Origin of the sequence: Tamaricihabitans halophyticus (assembly GCF_004340875.1) — a bacterium.
In the GTDB taxonomy this organism is placed as follows: domain Bacteria; phylum Actinomycetota; class Actinomycetes; order Mycobacteriales; family Pseudonocardiaceae; genus Tamaricihabitans; species Tamaricihabitans halophyticus.
The window spans coordinates 249129-267003 of the sequence record NZ_SLXQ01000002.1 but is presented as its reverse complement, the minus strand read 5'-3'; the positions used below and the strand labels follow the sequence as shown (position 1 = coordinate 267003).

Sequence of the window (17875 nt, the reverse complement as noted above, 5' to 3'; positions counted from 1 at the left end):
CCCGACCTTCGCGCTGCTGGAAATCGCCAACCGGCTACCGCCGATAGCAGACACCGAAATGGACGCGCCAAGTACCCAAGCATAGCCACGCCGCGACCAGTCGCCGAGTTGCGTGACCGTATCCTCGCCCACTTCCTCCAGGTACGCGATGTCGTGCTCCGCTCCGCTAGTCCGGAACTGAGCACCTATCTCGACTGCCTCGGCTACGGCATTCGCGGCAACATGGGCTGGGCCAACAGGTTGCCTGTTACCAGCTTGTCAGCGACCGGACCACAACACTGCCGCCCTGGTGGTGGACGAATCTCGGTATCGGCGTGCCGGAGGCCTAGCCAGACCAACATCAGCCCAACCTGGCATTCGGAGTATTGACCTCGCACCTCAGCGGCCATAACCTCTGTCTAATTAGTCTGGAAAGTTAACAGACAGATCTAGACAACGAGGTCTTGATGCGAGTTGGCAGTCCCCGGCTACTCCGGGAGATCAACGATCGCGCGGCGATCGACGCGCTGTTACACGATGGGCCACTCACCCGAGCCGATCTGGACGAGCGCATTGGACTGTCCAAACCGGCGACCGCACAGCTACTCACCCGGCTACAGGATGACGGGGTGATCGAGACTGTCGGTCTCCGGGAAGGCGGCCGCGGCCCACGGGCACAGCTGTGGGCGGTGCGCGGCGAGCTTGGCTATCTCGTCGCCGCCGAGTTGACCATCGGCGCGGTGGACATCGTGCTCGCCGATATCACCGGCCGGATTCATGCCGAACTGCACGCCGAACTGCCGACCAGTTCCACCGAGGCGGCACTTTCGGCGTTCTCCGCCGCGCTGCGCAAGGCAACCGCGAAGGCCGGAGTCACCGCGGACCAGTTGCTACACGTGGTACTTGGCAGCCCGGGCGCGGTTGACCCGAACACGGGGCGGCTCGGCTTCGCTCCCGGCCTGCGCGGCTGGCAAGGCTTCGATCTGCCAGGAAGACTCGGCGCCGAGCTGAACACACCGGTAACGGTGGAAAACGACGTCAACCTGGTCGCCCTGGAAGAGATGGTCACCGGCAGGGCGGCGGCCATCCGTGATTTCGTGCTCGTCTGGCCGGCTGCGGCGGTTGGTGGCGCGGTCGTACTCAACCGAACCCTCTTGCGGGGCGCGCACGGCGGTGCCGGTGAGATCGACCGGATGCGGGTGCCTGATCCCTCCACAACGGACACCTCTGCTGGGCCAGCTGGCAGTCGCTTCGGCGAGCTGCTGGGCAATCCGGCAACCGTTCGGCTCGCCAGGGCGCACGGCATCAGCGGGCGTACCGGCCAGGTCGTGGTGCGCAAGGCGGTCGCGGCGGGGCAATCCGGCGAAGCGTTCCTCGACGATCTGGCGAGCAGGATCAGCACCGGTGTACTCGGCATCGTGAGCGTGCTTGATCCGCAACTCGTGCTACTCGCCGGTCAGATCGCGCAGGCTGGCGGCGAGCGACTATGCGCACTAGTTGGCAAGCACTTACACCGGCAGGCATGGGTACCTACACCGGTCGAGTTGGCCTGGACGCAGGAGGACGCGGTTCGCGCGGGCGCGCTGCATGTCGCGCTCGCCAACGCCAGGGAGCAGCTGTTCGGCCTTTCCGCCGCCGAACTACTCACCCGCCCGCAACCAAGGCCGGAACCGAGGAGTGCCGATGACTAAGCTGTTCCGTCGCAACACGATCCGGCTTGCCGCCAGCACGATGGCCGCCGGTTTCGTCCTTGCCGCCTGCGGCGGTGGCCCCACCGAACCGGCTACGGCCGAACCACCGCCTAACAGGCCGGTCACGATCACGGTATGGAGCAACTTCGCGGACCGCGAGCTGGAGGCACTGCGCGAGGTCATGCGCCGGTTCGATGAATCGCAGCCAAATATCTCCGTCGAGGTATCCGGTAACCAGGACGACGACAAGATCACGCAGGCTATTCGTGGTGGCATACCGCCGGATGTGGCGATCTCCTCGGCGTCGTACCACGTCGGGCTCTACTGTTCGAGCGGCGCCTGGCAGGATCTCGGCCCGTATCTTGAGCGCGATGAGGTGGATCTGAGCCGGATCCCGCAAGCCGTTCGGAACTACACCCAGTATCAGGGCACGCGGTGTTCCATGCCGATGCTCGCGGATACTTTCGGCCTGTACTACAACAAGGAGCTGTTCGCCAAGGCAGGCATCGACCGGCCGCCGCGAACCATGTCCGAACTCACCGACTACGCGAAGCGCCTCACCGAGTTCAATCCGGACGGTTCGATCAAGGTAGCCGGGTTCGTGCCCCGCATGTTCTTCTACCAGAACTATCCCACCGTCTGGGCACCGCAGTGGGGAGCGGACTGGGTGGACAAGAAGGGCAAATCCTCGCTGGCCACGGATCCCGCATGGCAGCGAATGCTGCGCTGGCAAAAGGAGCTCACCGACTACTACGGCTGGGAACGGCTGCAGCGCTTCACCAGCAAGCTGGGCCTCTACTCCTCGGCTGACCAAGGATTCCAGACCGGCGAGATCGCAATGGTCTTCGACGGCGAGTACCGCACCGCCTTCCTCGCCGACCAGGCACCGGATGTCAACTACGGCACGGCCCCCGCACCGGTCGCCGACGACCGTAGGAACACGTACGGCGGCGGCTACATCACCGGTAGCACGGTCGGCATCCCGCGTGGCGCCAACCAGCCGGGTGCCGCATGGGAGGCCATCAAGTATCTGTCCACGAACACCGAGGCACAGCTTCACCTGGCGAACGAGTTTGGCAACGTGCCCTCCACTTTGGACGCGGCCAAGCATCCCGATCTCGAGGCAGATGAGCGCTTTCAGACCTTTTTGGATATATTCACCAGCCCACATCTGGCCACCAGCCCGCCTACGCCGAACGGACTTGCCTCGATCAAGACCGTGGAGAGCTTCCTGCAGTCCTGGCAAGCGGGCCAGGTCGACGACCTGCCCGCCGAACTCGCCGATCTGGACCAGGCGATCGATGACGCGAAAGAACTGGGGCGGCGATGACACGCGCGATAACCGACACACGTAGGGCCGGCGCACCGCTCACCTCGGACACGCCGAAACGCCGCCGATCACTCTCCCGGCACCACCGCGGCTGGCTACTGCTGTTCCTCGCGCCGTGGGCAATCGGCCTCACGGTGTTCTTCCTCTACCCGCTTGCCGCGACCCTGTGGTACTCGTTCACCGATTTCGACGGTTTGGCCACTCCCGGCTTCGTCGGGTTGCGCAACTACGTGTACCTGTTCGCCAAGGATCCGGTGGTCGCCACGGCCGCGTACAACACGGTGTGGCTGGTCGCCGTGCTCACCGTATGCCGGGTAGCCTTCGCGCTCGCCGTCGCCTCGGTGCTCGCCCGGCTCAAACGCGGGGTCGGCTTGGTGCGCACCTTGTGCTACCTGCCATCGCTGGTACCCCCGGTCGCGGCGACGATCACCTTCGTCTTCATCATGGCTCCCGAGGGGCCCGTGAGTACCGTGCTCGGCTGGCTGGGCATCGAAGGTCCACTGTGGTTCAGCGATCCCGCGCTGGCCAAACCGGCACTGGTGCTGCTGACCCTGTGGGGTTCCGGCGAGATCATGATCATTATTCTGGCCGCGCTGCTGGACGTGCCAAAGGAGCTACACGAGGCCGCGCAACTCGATGGCGCCGGACCATGGAGCAGGTTCCGCAACATCACCTTGCCGTCGATCGCGCCGGTGCTGCTGTTCGCCGTCGTCAATACGATCGTGTTCGCGTTGCAGTACTTCACGCAGGCGGTGGTCGCCGGCTCGGTGGCGTCCGGCAGTACTTTCCCGGTCGGCAGTACCAGGGTGATCGGCTATCCCGCCGACTCCACGCTGACCTTCACGGCGCGGATGTTCGACGAGGGATTCCGCGCGTACCACATGGGATACGCCTCGGCCATGGCCGTACTGCTGTTTCTCGTGTCGTTCGCGTTCACGGCCGTTCTCATCAGACAGCTGCGTGCCCGCAGCCCGGAGGCGGTGCGCTCATGACCACAACCTTGACCACACAACGGACCAGCACCCGCCGTCCTGGCGGGCAACGGTTCCTGCACTGGGTAGCGGTACACAGCCTCGGCATCGCACTCGGCCTGATGTTCGCGCTGCCGGTGCTCTTCGTGTTGCTGACCGCGGTGATGACGGACCAGCAGGCACTGACGGCGGATCTCTGGCCGCGCGAGTGGCGATTCGACAACTTCGCGACCGTTTTCGAAGCCGCGCCCATGCTCGACTTCTTTGTCAACAGCGTGCTCTACTCGGTCGCGGCGACCGTCGGCATGCTGATCTCCAGTATCCCCGCGGCCTACGCGCTTGCCAGGCTTCGCTGGCGCGGCAGCAACGTGGGCTTCATGTTGGTGATCGCCGCCATGATGCTGCCGCCACAGGTCGTCGCCGTCCCGCTCTACAGCATGTGGGCGGATCTCGGCCTGACCGGCACGCTCTGGCCGCTTATCGTGCCCTATCTGGTTGGCGATGCGTTCAGTATCTTCCTGCTCCGCCAGTTCTTCCTGACGATTCCACAGGACTATCTGGACGCGGCACGGGTGGACGGCTGTTCCGAGTTCCGCATCCTCTACCAGGTGCTGCTGCCGATGATCAGGCCGGGCATCGCCGCCGCGGCACTGTTCACCTTCCTCTACACCTGGAATGACTACTTCGGACCGTTGCTCTACACCGGCACGAACGAGGAGAGCTGGACGCTTTCGCTTGGGCTGTCGATGTTCCGCAACACGCACAAAGTGGACTGGAATCTGACCATGGCCGCGACCGTGCTCACCATCCTGCCGGTCATCGTACTGTTCGTCTTCGCCCAGAAGACGTTCATCAGAGGGATCACATTCACGGGAGTGAAATAATGAAACTTGCCGTCGTCGGCGGTGGCTCGACCTACACGCCGGAGCTCGTGGACGGTATCGCCGGCAGGCGCACCAGCCTGGCCGTCGACGAGATCGTGCTGGTCGACCCGGACGAGCACCGCCTCGGCATCGTGGGGCCGTTCTGTCAGCGGCTCCTCGACCACGCCGGGCATCCCGCGCGGGTGCGCACGACCACCGAGCTGGAACGCGGCGTGGACGGCGCAACCGCGGTACTGCTCCAGCTCAGGGTTGGTGGCCAGGCGGCACGGCAACGCGATGAAACCTTCCCGTTGGACTGCGGCTGCATCGGTCAGGAGACGACGGGTGCCGGTGGGCTCGCGAAAGCACTACGTACCGTGCCGGTCGTGCTGGATATCGCGGATCGGGTGCGCGCGATCGCTGGCGAACGCACCTGGCTGGTGAACTTCACCAACCCGGTGGGCATCGTCACCAGGGCGCTGACCACCGCTGGGCACCGGGCCGTCGGCCTGTGCAACGTGGCGATCATGTACCAACGGCTGATCTCCACAATGCTTGGCACGGAACCAGATTCGGTTCGGCTGGAACACATCGGACTGAACCATCTGACGTGGGAACGCGGTGTGCTGGTGGACGGTGTCGATCAGCTGGCCGACCTGTTCAAGCAGCACGGCGCCGCACTGGCCGAGCGCAGCGGTAGCCCGCTGGATCTCCTGCACCGCCTGCACGCGCTGCCTTCTCCCTACTTGCGGTACTTCTACGCACATGACGAGATCGTGGACAAACAGCGCGCGGGCACGCCGCGCGCGACGAAGGTCAGCGAGGTGGAACGGGAACTACTGGATATCTATGCCGATCCAAACCAGACCGACAAGCCGGCGCTACTCGGTGAGCGCGGCGGCGCCTACTACTCGGAAGCGGCCATCCAGCTCGTGCACGCGCTGACCAGTGGAGCGAGCGCCGAGGAACACGTGGTCAATGTGCCGAACAACGGGGTCATGCCGTTCCTGCCGGACGACGCCGTGATCGAGGTTCCGGCTACTGTGGACTCGTCAGGAGCGAAGCCGATGCCGGTCCGGCCGGTACCACCCGCGCTCGCCGGACTGATCGGACATGTCACCGGATACGAGCATCTCGCGCTGGAAGCGGCCAAGCTCGGCGGCAGGGACCGGGTGGCCGACGCGCTACTCGCGCACCCACTCGTCGGCCAGTACACGCTTGCCGAACGGCTGGCTGACGAGCTCATCGCACAGAACGCGCCCTTCTTGCCGTGGACCAAGTCGTGACCACACCTGCGGTACTTGCCGTTGACGGCGGGAACAGCAAGACGGATGTCTGGCTGGTCGACGATTACGGGCAGCCGCTCGCGCGGGTACGCGGTCCGGGGAGCTCACCGCAATCGCTTGGTATTCCCGCCAGCCTCGGCGTGATCGAAGAGCTCGCCAGTACGGCGGCGCGGCGCGCGGGGTTACCCGAGGATGGCCCGTACGCCCGGCATACCTCGGCGTATCTGGCCGGACTCGACCTGGCTGAGGAAGAGGACGCCTACCTGGCCAAGCTCCGCGAGCGGAACTGGTCAACCTCCGCCGCGGTCGGTAATGACACCTTCGCGTTGCTCCGTTCCGGTACCCCGGACGGCGTCGGGATCGCGGTGGTGTGCGGCGCGGGAGTGAACTGTGTCGGGGTTTCCGGGAATGGCCGGGTACATCGGTTTCCCGCGCTCGGGCGGATCTCCGGCGACTGGGGTGGCGGCAAGCAACTCGGGATGGAGGCGCTGTGGTCGGCCGTCCGGGCGGAGGACGGTCGTGGCCCGCGGACCGCGCTACAGGAGGCCGTTCGTGATCATTTCCAGGTGGCGACAATGTCCGATGTGGTCACCGAACTACATTTCGGCCGGCTGGCAATGTCCGTGATCCACCAGCTCGCGCCCCTACTGTTCACCGTGGCCGAGGCCGGCGACGAGGTAGCCAGCACGGTGGTCGACCGGCAGCTCACCGAGATCGCCCTGCTAGCCACCGTATCCGCCCAACGACTCGACCTGGTCGACCAACCAGTACGCATCGTCCTCGGCGGCGGCGTACTCGCCGGAATCGACCCGAAACACATCGAGGACATAGCGCAACGCTGCCGCAAACGCATCCCACACGCACAGGTCTACCGCGCCGAACAACCACCAGTCGCCGGCGCCGCCCTACTCGGCCTGGACATCCTCAACCGGCGAACACTAGCGTTCGAGGATGACTGCTGCGACTGACGGGGATTCAGTACTCGGCAAGGCACGGCTGATCATCGAGGCCTTCAGCGGTAACCGCGCCGAGCTCGGTCTGAACGAACTCGCCAGGCGCAGCGGCGTCCCGAAAGCCAGCGTGCACCGGCTGACCCGGGAACTCGTCAGTTGGGGTGTACTGGAGCGAGCCGAAGGGCGATACCGGCTCGGCGCGCGCCTCTACGAGCTCGGCCAGCTCGTGCCGAGGAACAACATCCTGCGTGAGGTCGCACGGCCGTTCATGACGGATCTCTTCCTCACCACCAGGCAGAGTGTTTACCTCGGAGTTCGCGGCGATCTCGAGCTGTTTCATGTGGAGCGTTTTCTCGGCGAGCGCGGGGTGTCCTCGGCGCGAGTCCCGTCCCGAAGCCCGCTCTACAGCAGCGCGAACGGCAAGGCGCTGCTCGCGCACTGCGATCCGGATGTATGCGAACGGATCATCGCTACCGGGATGCGGCCGCGGACGAAGTTCACGGTCACTGACCCTGATCGGTTGAGGGCCGCGCTGCGGACGATCCGGAACACCGGCTACGCGGTCGAGCGGGAAGAGCAAACGCTTGGCTACGCGGCGGTGGCCGCTCCAGTGTTCGCTGGGGACAGCGAGCTGATCTGCGCGCTGTCCGTAGTCGCACCGGCGGACCGGTTTGATCCACACCGGTCGGCGCCCGCCCTACTCACCGCCGCCCGCGCCCTCGGCAGACAGCTCCCGCAGGGCACACTCGGCAACCAGAACGCTTGACTCTCGCGGTGGTCCGCTGAACGGACCGTTGGTATTGGAACAAACCAACGAGCCCAGCACAATCGCTGCCCAGCACGGAACCAGCCGCCTACCGCGCGGTTGGCATCCACTGCCGGAGAGGTAGGGCCAGTCATGCGTCCCGACCAGCAACACCAGCCATCGCACGGAATCCGCCGAGTCGTCGTAGCCAGCGTCGTCGGAAACGCCCTCGAGTGGTACGACTTCTTCCTGTACGGCACGGCCGCCGCACTCGTGTTCAACCAGCTGTTCTTCCCCGCCTTCGATCCGCTCGCCGGCACGCTGGCTTCCTTCGGCACGTTCGCGGTTGGTTTCGCCGCGCGCCCCTTCGGCGGGATCGTGTTCGGACACTTCGGCGATCGCCTCGGCCGAAAGAAAATGCTGGTCATCACGCTGACCATGATGGGCGTGGCAACCTGCCTGATCGGGCTACTGCCGACCTACCAGGCGATCGGCATCTGGGCTCCGCTGCTACTCACGCTACTGCGGATCGTCCAGGGCATCGCGGTAGGCGGCGAATGGGGTGGTGGCGTACTACTGATCAGCGAGCACGCGCCAGCCCGCCGGCGCGGTTTCTTCTCGGCATGGAGCCAGACCGGCGTCGTCCTCGGCTTCGTACTCTCCGCTGCCGCCTTCGCCGTGGTGAACACCCTGCCCGAGTCCGCGTTTCTGTCCTGGGGCTGGCGAATCCCCTTCGTGGTGAGCATCGTCCTTGCCGGAGTCGGTCTGCTCATCCGGGCCAAACTGGACGAGACGCCCGAGTTCCAGAAGCTGCGCGGCAGCGAGCAGCGCAGCCGACGCCCAGTGGTGGAAGCGATCCGGGCACATCCGAGGTCGGTGCTGGTCACCATGGGCGCACGGGTTGCCGAGAACGGCGCATCCTACGTGTTTCTGGTATTCGCGCTGGCCTATGGCGCTCAGATCGGGATGGATCGCAACACCGTACTGCTGGGTGTGGTCATCGCCTCGGCGATCGAGGGGGCGACCATGGTCGGCTTCGGCGCACTATCCGACCGGGTCGGCAGAAGACCGGTCTACCTCGGCGGCGCGCTCGGGCTGATCGCCTTCGCCTTCCCGTTCTTCTGGCTGCTGGACACGACAACGCCGCTACTGGTCTGGCTGGCCATGGTGGTCGCGATCGCGGGCTGTCATGGCGCCATGATCGGCGCGCAGCCAAGCTTTTTCGCCGAGCTGTTCGGCAGCAAGGTTCGCTACAGCGGGGTGTCGCTCGGCCACGAGCTGGCTTCGGTATTCGCCGGCGGCATGTCCCCCATCATCGCCACCGCGCTCCTCGCCTGGGCCGGGGCGTCCTGGCCGATCGCCCTCTATCTGGTTGGCCTCGGCGTCATCACGGTCGTTGCGGTACTGGCCGCCAAGGAGACCCGTCCGGTCGATACCGAACCGGCACCCGCTACCACGGTGCCCGGCACATGAGCGAGGTCGCGATCACCGGTGCGGCGGAAAGTCCGTACACCCGGCATCCACCACGGGCGGCGAGCACCGAAACGGTGCTCGTGGACGCCGCGCGCCGGGCGGTCGCGGATGCCGGTATCACGCTCGCCGATGTCGACGGGCTCGGTGTAGCCAGCTTCACGCTCCGCCCGGATCATGCGGTCGATCTGGCCTGGCGCATGGGACTGCGGCTGAACTGGATCATGGAGGACACCAATGGCGGCGCAAGTGGGGTAAACCTGCTCCAGCACGCGGTACGCGCGGTGCAGGCCGGGGATGCGCGCACCATCCTGTTGATCGCCGGTGATCGAATGGCCGGATCCGCCTTCGCCGAACTGGTCGCGGAGTACAACATCGCGACCCGCGACCATCTCACTCCACTGCCGGCCGCTGGCCCGAACCCGCTGTTCGCGATGCTCACCAAACGACATATGGCCGAGTTCGGCCTTGATCGCCAGGACTACGGTCAGATCGTCCTCGCACAGCGCGACTGGGCACGACACAACCCGGGCGCGGTTTATCGCACACCACTGTCCATTGCGGACTATCTGGACGCTCCCCTGGTGGCCGATCCACTGCATCGCTACGACTGCGTGCCACCGGTAACGGGCGCGGACGCGCTGGTTGTCACCGCGGCTGACCGCGCGGCGGGGCGCGGGGTCGCTGTCGTGCGCGCGATCGGTGGGATCGTGAACGCCGATGGGCAGGAGTCCACCGGCCTGCGCACTGGGCTGGGCGAGGTCGCGCCGGAAGTCTGGCGGTGGGCCGGAGTTGGCCCCGCCGACCTGGATCTGGTCTGCGTCTACGACGACTACCCGGTGATGGTCGCGATCCAGCTCACCGAGCTCGGGCTGGTCGCGCCGGAGAACCTGCGCCGGTTCCTGTACGAGGATCTTCGTCAACACCGCCTCCCGATAAACACCACGGGTGGGCAACTGTCCGCGGGGCAAGCGGGCGCGGCCGGCGGAATGCATGGGCTGGTGGAGGCGGCCATCCAGTTGCGCGGCGAAGCGGGCGAGCGCTCCGTACCAGCCAGGATCGCGGCGGTAACCGGGTACGGCATGGTGCTCTACCGGCACGGCGCCTGCGCCAATCTGGCCGTGCTGGAGGGCCGATGAGTCAGCAGGGACTACCAATGTGGCAATGCGTGCAATGTGGCCGGACACGATTTCCACCCCGGGAGCTCTGTCCACGGTGCGGCACCGAACGAGGCCGGCTGGTCAGGGCACGGTACGGCGACGTCGTTGAGTACACCCACCTTGGCCAGCCAGCGGATGCGGTACTCGCCTCGATCCGCACGGAGCTGGGCCCGATCGTCATCGCTCGCCTCAACTACCCCGATGTGCACAACGGACACGAGGTCGAACTAGGCACCGCCCAGCCTGGCCCGCACAGCCCGGCGAGGTACGGCTATGTGCCGGTACCGGAACAGGACGAACCCGCATGACCGAGCTGCCCTTGCGCGATCTGCCGCTTGCCGAATGCACGGTGCCCGCACTGCTTGAGGCGCAGGCCGACCGCTACGGCGGACGGGAACTGCTGCGGATCGGTGAGCTGCGGCGCGACTTTCGCGAGATGCGCGACGCGGTGGCCGGGACCGCTGGCATGTTGCGCGCCGAAGGCCTGCGGCACGGCGACCATATCGCGATGCTCTGCACCAACCGCGTTGAACTACTCGACCTCATCCTCGGCTGCGCCTGGCTGGGCGCGACGGCGGTACCGCTGAACGTGGCCCTGCGCGGCGCGGGACTGCGGCACGCGCTCGCCGACTCCGGCTGCCGGGTGCTGATTCTCGAGCCGGAGCTCCTTGACCGGTTGGACGCGTTCGAGCTGCCGGACACGGTGGAAAGGGTGTGGGTGACCGAAAGAACACCGCGGCAAGCGGTTGCTGGGCGCACGGTGGAGCTCCTGCCGCCACGGACACAACCGATCGCGCCGGCTGAGGTGCGACCGGGCGACACGATGGCGATCCTGTACACCTCGGGGACCACCGGCGTCTCCAAAGGAGTGTGTTGTCCGCACGCGCAATTCTACTGGTGGGGAATCAATGTCTGCGAAACACTGGAGATCACCGAGCGGGACGTGCTCTACACCGTGCTCCCGCTCTATCACACGAACGCATTGAACTGCTTCGCGCAAGCGCTTGTTTCCGGCGCCAGGTATGTCCTCGGTGGACGGTTCTCCGCTTCGGCGTTCTGGACCGACCTGCGTACCAGCGAGGCCACGGTGACCTATCTACTCGGCGCCATGGTGAACATCCTGTACAGCAAGCCGCCCGGCGCGAACGACCGAGCGCACCGGGTACGTCGAGCGCTCGCGCCGGCCAGTCCAAGTAGCCTGTTCCTGCCGTTTCAGGACCGGTTCGGGATCACGCTCGTGGACGGTTTCGGCTCCACCGAGACGAATATGGTGATCGGCGCCCGACCTGGCGAACAACGCCCTGGATACCTCGGCAAGGTGCTGCCTGGTTTCCAGGCACGAGTCGTCGACGAGCTGGATCTTCCCGTGCCGGACGGCACGGCGGGCGAGCTGGTGCTGCGCGCCGACGACCCGTTCGCCTTCGCCACCGGCTATCACCACGCCGCCGAGCAGACGGTGCAAGCCTGGCGCGATCTGTGGTTTCACACCGGCGATCGCGTGGTGCGCGAAAGCGACGGCTGGTTCCGGTTTCTCGATCGCATCAAGGACGCGATCCGCCGGCGCGGCGAGAACATCTCCTCGTTCGAGGTGGAACAGGTGCTCGGTACGCATCCGGCGGTCGACCAGGTCGCGGTTTTCGCGGTGCCGTCCGAGCTTGCCGAGGACGAGGTTATGGCGGCGGTTGTGGTGAAACCCGAACTGGGCAAGACAACCGCCGCCGACCTGGCCGAGCACTGCGTGGATCGGCTCGCCTACTTCGCCATACCGCGATTCATCGATCTGGTCGACGCTCTCCCGCTCACCGCGAACGGGAAGGTCCGCAAAGCGGAACTGCGGAAAACCGGGGTACGCGCAGAGACCTGGGACCGCATGGCCCAACCGTAATCACACTCACGCCTCGCGGATACGCCGGTAACACAAGTACACCGCGCCCGAACCGAATGTCCGCGTCTCCACCAGTTCGAGTGGCAAGGACGCGTTCAGTTCGGTGAAGTACGGCTTACCCGAACCGAGCACCACCGGGAACAGCATCATGCGGTACTCGTCGATCAGATCAGCACGCATCAGGCTGGCCGCCAGCCCGGCGCCACCGACCTCGATCTCCTTGCCCTGCTGCGCCTTGAGCGCCCGCACCTCGGCTTCCGGGTTCTCTCGCACCAGCCGCGAGTTGTGGTCCACTTTGGTCAACGTCGTGGAGAAGACGATCTTAGGGGTGGCAGCCCAGATCTTCGCGTAGTCGGCTTCTTCGGTGGACTCGGCGGAGCTGTCGTCCACGGTCGGCCAGAAACCGGACATGCTCTCGTAGAGCCGGCGACCGTACAGGGACACATCGATGCCCCGACCCATCTCGTTGAAGAACTCGTGCACTTCCGGATCGGGCGTGGTCCACGAGATGCCGCCGTTCCCGTCCTCGATGTACCCGTCGAGGGAAACCGAGAACGTGTAGCTGACCGTGCGCATCGCGCTCCTTTCGGGTAGTGGGCTTGCCCCAGTACTGACGAACCCACCACCCGAAAGTCATCGGCCGCCGCCGGCTCGATTCACGCCGCGGCAGTCTGCTGCCGGACCTCGAAGGTCAGCGCATCCTCGGCCACGCCGATCCGCAGGGCGGCACCCTCGGACAGCTCACCATCCAGCAGCAGATCGGCGATGTGATCGTCGACCTGGCGTTGAATCGTGCGCCGCAACGGGCGCGCGCCGAACTCCGGCTGATGACCGTGCTCGGCGAGCCAGTCCACCGCGCTGGCGTCGAACTCCACCTCGATCCGCTGCGCGGACAACCGTTTGCGGGTATCGGCGAGCAGCAGATCGGTGATCGTGTGTAGCTCATCGGCCGCCAGCCGGCGGAAGGTGACGATCTCGTCGATCCGGTTCAGGAACTCGGGCCGGAAGGACTCCCGCAGCCGTGGCATCAACCGCTCGCGCAGCGAGCGCTCATCGTCCGCGCGCTGTGCCGAGTTGAACCCGATCGGACCGGACTTGCTGGAAATCAGTTCGGAACCGATATTGCTGGTCATGATCAGCACGGCGTTGCTGAAGTCCACGGTGCGGCCTTGGCCATCCGTCAGCCGACCGTCCTCGAGCACCTGCAACAGCGTGTTGAACACATCCGGATGCGCCTTCTCGACCTCATCGAGCAGCACCACGGTGTACGGCCGCCGACGCACTGCTTCGGTCAACTCGCCTGCCTCGCCGTAGCCGACGTAGCCGGGCGGGGCACCGACGAGCCGGCTCGCCGTGTGTCGCTCGCCGAACTCGCTCATATCCAGACGCACCATCCGCTCCTCGTCGCCGAACAGCGTCTCCGCGAGCGCCTTGGCGAGCTCGGTCTTACCGACCCCGGTCGGGCCGAGGAACAGGAAGCTACCAACCGGCCGGCGCTCATCGCCCATTCCGCTGCGGGACCGGCGCACGGCCCTCGCCACCGCGTGGACCGCGGTGTCCTGGCCGATCACCCGCTGGTGCAGCTCGTCTTCGAGCTTGCGCAGCCGAACCTTCTCCGACTCGGTGAGCTGGCTGACCGGGACCCCGGTGCGACGGGACACCACCTCGGCGATATCCCGCGCGGTGACCTCGGGTGTTTCGACATCCGCGCCGGAATCGGGCGCGACACCACGCTCGCTCAGTTGGTCGCGCAGCGCGTTGATCTCATCGCGCGACCGCGAGGCATCCTCGAAACGCTCCTGTGCGACTGCCTGATCCTTCTCCGCTGCCAAGGACTCCAGCCGTTTACGCAGGCGGCCGATTTCCGGGTCGGCGCTGGGCAGCCGGAGCCGCCGCCGGGCGCCAGCCTGGTCGATCAGGTCAATCGCCTTGTCCGGCAGGAACCGGTCCGCGATGTAGCGGTCCGCGAGTTCGGCGGCGGCGGTGATCGCCTCGTCGGTGTAGTGCACCTTGTGGTGCTCGGCGTAGCGCTCCCGCAGGCCGCGCAGTACCGCGACGGTGTCCGGCACGCTTGGCTCGGGTACCTGCACGGGCTGGAACCGGCGTTCCAGCGCCGGGTCGGCTTCCACGTGTTTGCGGTACTCGCCGAGCGTTGTCGCGCCGATGACGTGCAGGTCGCCGCGCGCCAGCCGGGGTTTGAGCATATTGCCCGCGTCCACGGAACCTTCCGCGCCACCCGCGTTCACCACGGTGTGCAACTCGTCGATGAACACGATCACCTCGGCGCTGTGCGCGCTGATCTCTTCGATGACCTTGGTCATCCGCTCCTCGAAATCACCCCGGTAGCGGGTTCCGGCGAGCATGCCGGACAGGTCCAGCTGCACGAGCCGCTTGTTCGCGAGCGTGTCTGGCACCTCACCAGCGACGATCCGCGCGGCGATGCCTTCGACGATCGCGGTCTTGCCAACGCCCGCGTCACCGACCAGCACCGGGTTGTTCTTGGTACGCCGGGAAAGTACCTCGATCGTCTGCTCGATCTCCTCGGCACGCCCGACCACCGGGTCGAGCTCGCCGTCGGCGGCGCGTTTCGTCAGGTCCTGGCCGTACTTGTCCAGCGTCGGGGTACCGCTTGCCCCGGTTCCCGCGCTGGCACCCTGCTCCTGCGGACTCTGCAGCGCCCGTGGACTGACCCCTGCGCCGTCCAGCAGATTGCCCGCCCTGGTGGACTGGTTGGCAGCGAGGGCGAGCAGCACATGCTCGGGCGCGATGTACATCGATCCGAGGGCTCGCGCGGCCTGATGGGCGTCCAGCAGGACTCGCTTGGTGGCCGCGGCCAAGGTGGGTTGACTTGCCTCGGCCGGTCGTTCGGCGACCGGGGGCAGCTCGCGCTCGACCGCCCCGGCCAGCTTGTCCGGATCCGCCCCCGTGTGGCCGATCAGTTCCCTGGTCGGCTCCTGTTCGGCGATCGCGTGCAGTAGGTGCAGCGGGTCAATCTCGGTCTGCCCACGCGCCCCCGCGTACCGTGCCGCCGCGCCCAGCAACCGTTGCGTGGGCTCGGTCATCAGCTCGGTGAGGTCAATCCGGCGGCGGGAATCCGAGGCACCCCCGCCGGCACCGAAGAAGCGCGCGAGGAACTCATCGAAAGAGCCGGACTCGAACCCGGCAGGACCGAAGAACGTGGCCATCCTTACCTCCTCGCGGCGAGGACGTTCTTGGTTGGTTCACCAGCACGTCCATCGCATAGTTGAGCCTTTCGCTATCAACTAACGTGCGAGAGCCGGCCGCTAATTCCTGACGGATGGATGTGTCAGCCAGGTCACCCCGACTCGGGTCAGCCGACTGGTGCCTGGCGGGCGATGAGTCGCTCCACGATGCCGCGCTTGAACCGGTCCGCCTCCTCGATCCGCAGGCCGTGCGCCTCGACCAGTTCGCGCGGGCGGCGCAGAAAATGCTCCCCGCCGAGCGGGACGGTGATCCGTTCCAGCAACCACTGGCCCGTCCGGAACAACGCCGAAGTACTCCGCACGTGGTCCACCAGCACCAGGGCACCGCCCGAACGCAGCACTCTGATCATTTCCCGCACCGCCTGATGCGGGTCGGGTATGGCGCACAACCCGAACGTGCACACCACGGTGTCGAACTCCGCATCCCCGAACGGCAGCTGATGCGCGTTTGCCTGTCGTAGCTCCACCTGCCGGTCGAGTTCGGCGGCTCGGGCTCGTGCCAGGTCCAACATGCGCTCGCTCAGATCAATTCCAGTGAGCCGAACCGAAGCGGGATACTCCGGAAGGTTCAGACCGGAGCCAACGGCAACCTCGAGCGTCGCGCCACTGGCGCGCGAGCATGCCCAGCTGCGGGAGTCGCCGAACAGCCGCTGATCCCAGCGGCGCATTTCCGCGTCGTAGGAGCCGGATTTCTTGTCCCAGTAGCGATGCCAGCGCCGCGCGCGATGTGGAGCACTCATCGGCATATGGTGCCATCATCCGGCGCTGATTCTCCGCGCTCGGCGAGCACGGGAACCGACCTTCTGGGCGCAACGACTAATGTGGCAAAACGGGCAAACGTTCCACTCCGTACACGGCGGAAGCCGTCCGGAAGGTGAGCTCAGCCGGATCGACGGCCAACCGCATCCGCGGGAACCGACGTACCAGCGCGGGATACGCGGCGCGCAACTCCATCCGACCGAGTTCGGCACCGACGCAGCGATGGATACCGTAACCGAAAGCCATATGCGCGGATGGCTTGCGCGTACCGGCAAACTGTTCCATCTCGGTGCCGAGAGTGTCGTCCCGGTTGACACTGCTGAGCGAGACCAGCACGACGTCGCCGGACTCGATCCGCTTGTCACCGATCTCGATGTCCTCGGTGGCGAATCGCGGGAAGGCGACCTGGACCACGGTCAGGTAGCGAAGCAGCTCCTCGACGAACGGACCGATCGCGGCATCGTCATCGTGCACCAGTTGGAAGCATTCCCGATCCCGTAGCAAGATAATCGTGCCGAGCGCGAGCATGCTCGCGGTGGTCTCCAAACCGCCGGTGAGCAACCCGTCCGCGAGACCGGCGAGCTCGGTGTCATCGATCTCGTCGCCGTGCTCCTTGATCAGCATGCCGAGCAGGTCATCACCGGGTTCCGCACGCTGCTTCTTGACGATCTCACTCAGGTAACTCAGCGATTCGGAAATGGCGCCAAGCGAGGCGCCCGCGCCGCCGAACAGGTCGAACCGGGCAGTGCTGAGTCGCTGGAACTCCGCGCGGTCCGCGTACGGCACGCCGAGTAGCTCGCAGATGGTCAGCGAAGGGATCGGCAGGGCGAAGCTCTCCACGAGATCCACCGGACCGTCAGCACGGGCGATCTCGTCCAGTTGACCTTCTACAATGGACTCAATACGCGGCGCGAGCCGCTTCAGCCTGCGCATGGTGAATTCCGGCGTCAGCAGTTTCCGCAGCCGGGTGTGCGTCGGCGGATCACTGAAACCCAGTCCGCCGGGATTCTGTTCCTCGCTGAAACCGGCACCAAGCAGATGTGAGAAGTCGTTGCTGAACGCGTCCGCCTTACTGAGGACGGTCTTCGCCTCGGCGTAGCCGGTGACGAGCCACACGTTCAGACCGAACGGTAGCGGCAACTTGCTTACCGGTTCTTCGGCGCGCCGCTGCCCGAGTTCCGGGATCGGGTCCAGTCCGTCCCGCTTCAACGGTAATAACGCGGAATCCGGCAAGAACGACATCTGGGACAGATCGAGGCCCTTTTTCTGGGCTCTCGCCAGATATCGTCGCCCAACCCACGCGCCGAGACGCTTACGAATTGTCTTCATTGGCCATGCATTCAGCTGTAAGCACTCGGGCCAGAATCGCTAGTCCGCACCCGACCCCCTGATCAACTCCCTGTCGAGGGTCACCTTACCAGCGTTGTGCCTGGCCGCTCTCGCTACCGGCGGCTGAGCGGGCCAAACTGATCGAGCACGCCCGAAACCCGGGACCGCGCAACCCCAGCACCGGTTGGTACCGGAAAGGCCAGTAACGCGCAGGAGAGCCAAGGGAGCCC

15 protein-coding genes are annotated in these 17875 nt (G+C 65.9%); 11 read left to right on the top strand and 4 right to left on the bottom strand.

What is annotated here, in order from left to right; translation table 11 throughout:
- Positions 1–446 precede the first annotated feature (446 nt).
- The 11 genes from EV191_RS08840 to EV191_RS08790 all read left to right on the top strand — a co-directional run bounded on the left by EV191_RS08840 (position 447) and on the right by EV191_RS08790 (position 12333).
- Positions 447–1670: an ROK family transcriptional regulator gene (locus EV191_RS08840; RefSeq protein WP_132876434.1), complete on the top strand. Its 1224-nt coding sequence runs from the start codon at positions 447–449 to the stop codon at positions 1668–1670.
- A complete protein-coding gene (locus tag EV191_RS08835) occupies positions 1663–3000 on the top strand; it encodes an ABC transporter substrate-binding protein (RefSeq protein WP_165912884.1) in 1338 nt (445 codons plus the stop codon). Before EV191_RS08840 ends, EV191_RS08835 begins: the two co-directional genes overlap by 8 nt.
- Complete coding sequence (locus EV191_RS08830) at positions 2997–3992, top strand: carbohydrate ABC transporter permease (RefSeq protein ID WP_132876433.1); 996 nt, start codon at positions 2997–2999, stop codon at positions 3990–3992. Before EV191_RS08835 ends, EV191_RS08830 begins: the two co-directional genes overlap by 4 nt.
- Positions 3989–4855 (top strand): carbohydrate ABC transporter permease, encoded by an 867-nt coding sequence (locus EV191_RS08825; protein ID WP_132876432.1) that lies wholly within the window; start codon positions 3989–3991, stop codon positions 4853–4855. The genes EV191_RS08830 and EV191_RS08825 overlap by 4 nt, the downstream gene beginning before the upstream one ends.
- On the top strand, positions 4855–6120 hold the full coding sequence (locus EV191_RS08820) for a 6-phospho-beta-glucosidase (RefSeq protein ID WP_132876431.1): 1266 nt from the start codon (positions 4855–4857) through the stop codon (positions 6118–6120). Before EV191_RS08825 ends, EV191_RS08820 begins: the two co-directional genes overlap by 1 nt.
- Positions 6117–7088 carry an N-acetylglucosamine kinase gene (locus tag EV191_RS08815; protein WP_132876430.1) on the top strand — a complete coding sequence of 324 codons (972 nt, stop codon included), beginning with the start codon at positions 6117–6119 and terminating at the stop codon, positions 7086–7088. Before EV191_RS08820 ends, EV191_RS08815 begins: the two co-directional genes overlap by 4 nt.
- Complete coding sequence (locus EV191_RS08810) at positions 7072–7839, top strand: IclR family transcriptional regulator (RefSeq protein ID WP_132876429.1); 768 nt, start codon at positions 7072–7074, stop codon at positions 7837–7839. Before EV191_RS08815 ends, EV191_RS08810 begins: the two co-directional genes overlap by 17 nt.
- Before the next feature lie 132 nt (positions 7840–7971).
- Entirely contained in the window at positions 7972–9291 is a 1320-nt protein-coding gene (locus EV191_RS08805) for an MFS transporter (RefSeq protein WP_132876428.1), read from the top strand.
- Positions 9288–10427: a thiolase family protein gene (locus EV191_RS08800; protein ID WP_132876427.1), complete on the top strand. Its 1140-nt coding sequence runs from the start codon at positions 9288–9290 to the stop codon at positions 10425–10427. Before EV191_RS08805 ends, EV191_RS08800 begins: the two co-directional genes overlap by 4 nt.
- Entirely contained in the window at positions 10424–10756 is a 333-nt protein-coding gene (locus EV191_RS08795) for a zinc ribbon domain-containing protein (protein WP_132876426.1), read from the top strand. The genes EV191_RS08800 and EV191_RS08795 overlap by 4 nt, the downstream gene beginning before the upstream one ends.
- Positions 10753–12333 carry an ATP-dependent acyl-CoA ligase gene (locus EV191_RS08790; protein ID WP_132876425.1) on the top strand — a complete coding sequence of 527 codons (1581 nt, stop codon included), beginning with the start codon at positions 10753–10755 and terminating at the stop codon, positions 12331–12333. The genes EV191_RS08795 and EV191_RS08790 overlap by 4 nt, the downstream gene beginning before the upstream one ends.
- A 6-nt stretch (positions 12334–12339) precedes the next feature.
- Here the strand turns inward: EV191_RS08790 and EV191_RS08785 are convergent, their stop codons facing one another.
- The 4 genes from EV191_RS08785 to EV191_RS08770 form a co-directional block, all read right to left on the bottom strand.
- On the bottom strand, positions 12340–12909 hold the full coding sequence (locus EV191_RS08785; RefSeq protein WP_132876424.1) for a dihydrofolate reductase family protein: 570 nt from the start codon (positions 12907–12909) through the stop codon (positions 12340–12342).
- Positions 12910–12989: 80 nt separating this feature from the next.
- On the bottom strand, positions 12990–15518 hold the full coding sequence (locus EV191_RS08780; protein WP_132876423.1) for an ATP-dependent Clp protease ATP-binding subunit: 2529 nt from the start codon (positions 15516–15518) through the stop codon (positions 12990–12992).
- Positions 15519–15664: 146 nt separating this feature from the next.
- Entirely contained in the window at positions 15665–16297 is a 633-nt protein-coding gene (locus tag EV191_RS08775; RefSeq protein WP_132876422.1) for a class I SAM-dependent methyltransferase, read from the bottom strand.
- 76 nt (positions 16298–16373) lie between these two features.
- The gene (locus EV191_RS08770; protein WP_132876421.1) at positions 16374–17645 is read right to left on the bottom strand and encodes a cytochrome P450; all 1272 of its coding nucleotides are present in this window, start codon (positions 17643–17645) and stop codon (positions 16374–16376) included.
- Between the last annotated feature and the right edge of the window lie 230 nt (positions 17646–17875).